The organism is Mycobacterium ostraviense (assembly GCF_002705925.1).
GTDB classification, from domain to species: domain Bacteria; phylum Actinomycetota; class Actinomycetes; order Mycobacteriales; family Mycobacteriaceae; genus Mycobacterium; species Mycobacterium ostraviense.
The window spans coordinates 1-314 of record NZ_NKRE01000092.1 but is presented as its reverse complement, the minus strand read 5'-3'; the positions used below and the strand labels follow the sequence as shown (position 1 = coordinate 314).

The 314-nt window shown below is 68.5% G+C and carries 1 protein-coding gene; it reads left to right on the top strand.

Annotation, left to right across the window (positions count from 1 at the left end; all coding sequences use genetic code 11):
- Positions 1-314: DUF222 domain-containing protein (locus tag CDN38_RS28085; RefSeq protein WP_142361404.1), on the top strand; the 314-nt coding region annotated here is incomplete at both ends.

Genomic DNA, 314 nt, shown 5'->3' with positions numbered 1-314 from the left:
CTGATCGCCGAGTGGAAACACGATCACGACAACACCGCATCGCAGAGCACGCCGCCGTTGCCGAGCACCATCGAGGCGTTCATGCGCCTGGTCGAGACCGGCTGGGACGCCGAGGCGGCCCGCCGCCCCCACGGGCAACACACCACGGTGGTGGTGCACCTCGACATCAAGGACCGCATCGCGGCACTGCATCTGGGTCCGCTGCTATCCGACGACGAGCGCCGCTACCTCAGCTGTGATGCCACCGCTGAAGTCTGGTTCGAACGCGACGGCCAGCTCCTCGGCGCCGGCCGGGCGACCCGGGTGATCAACCG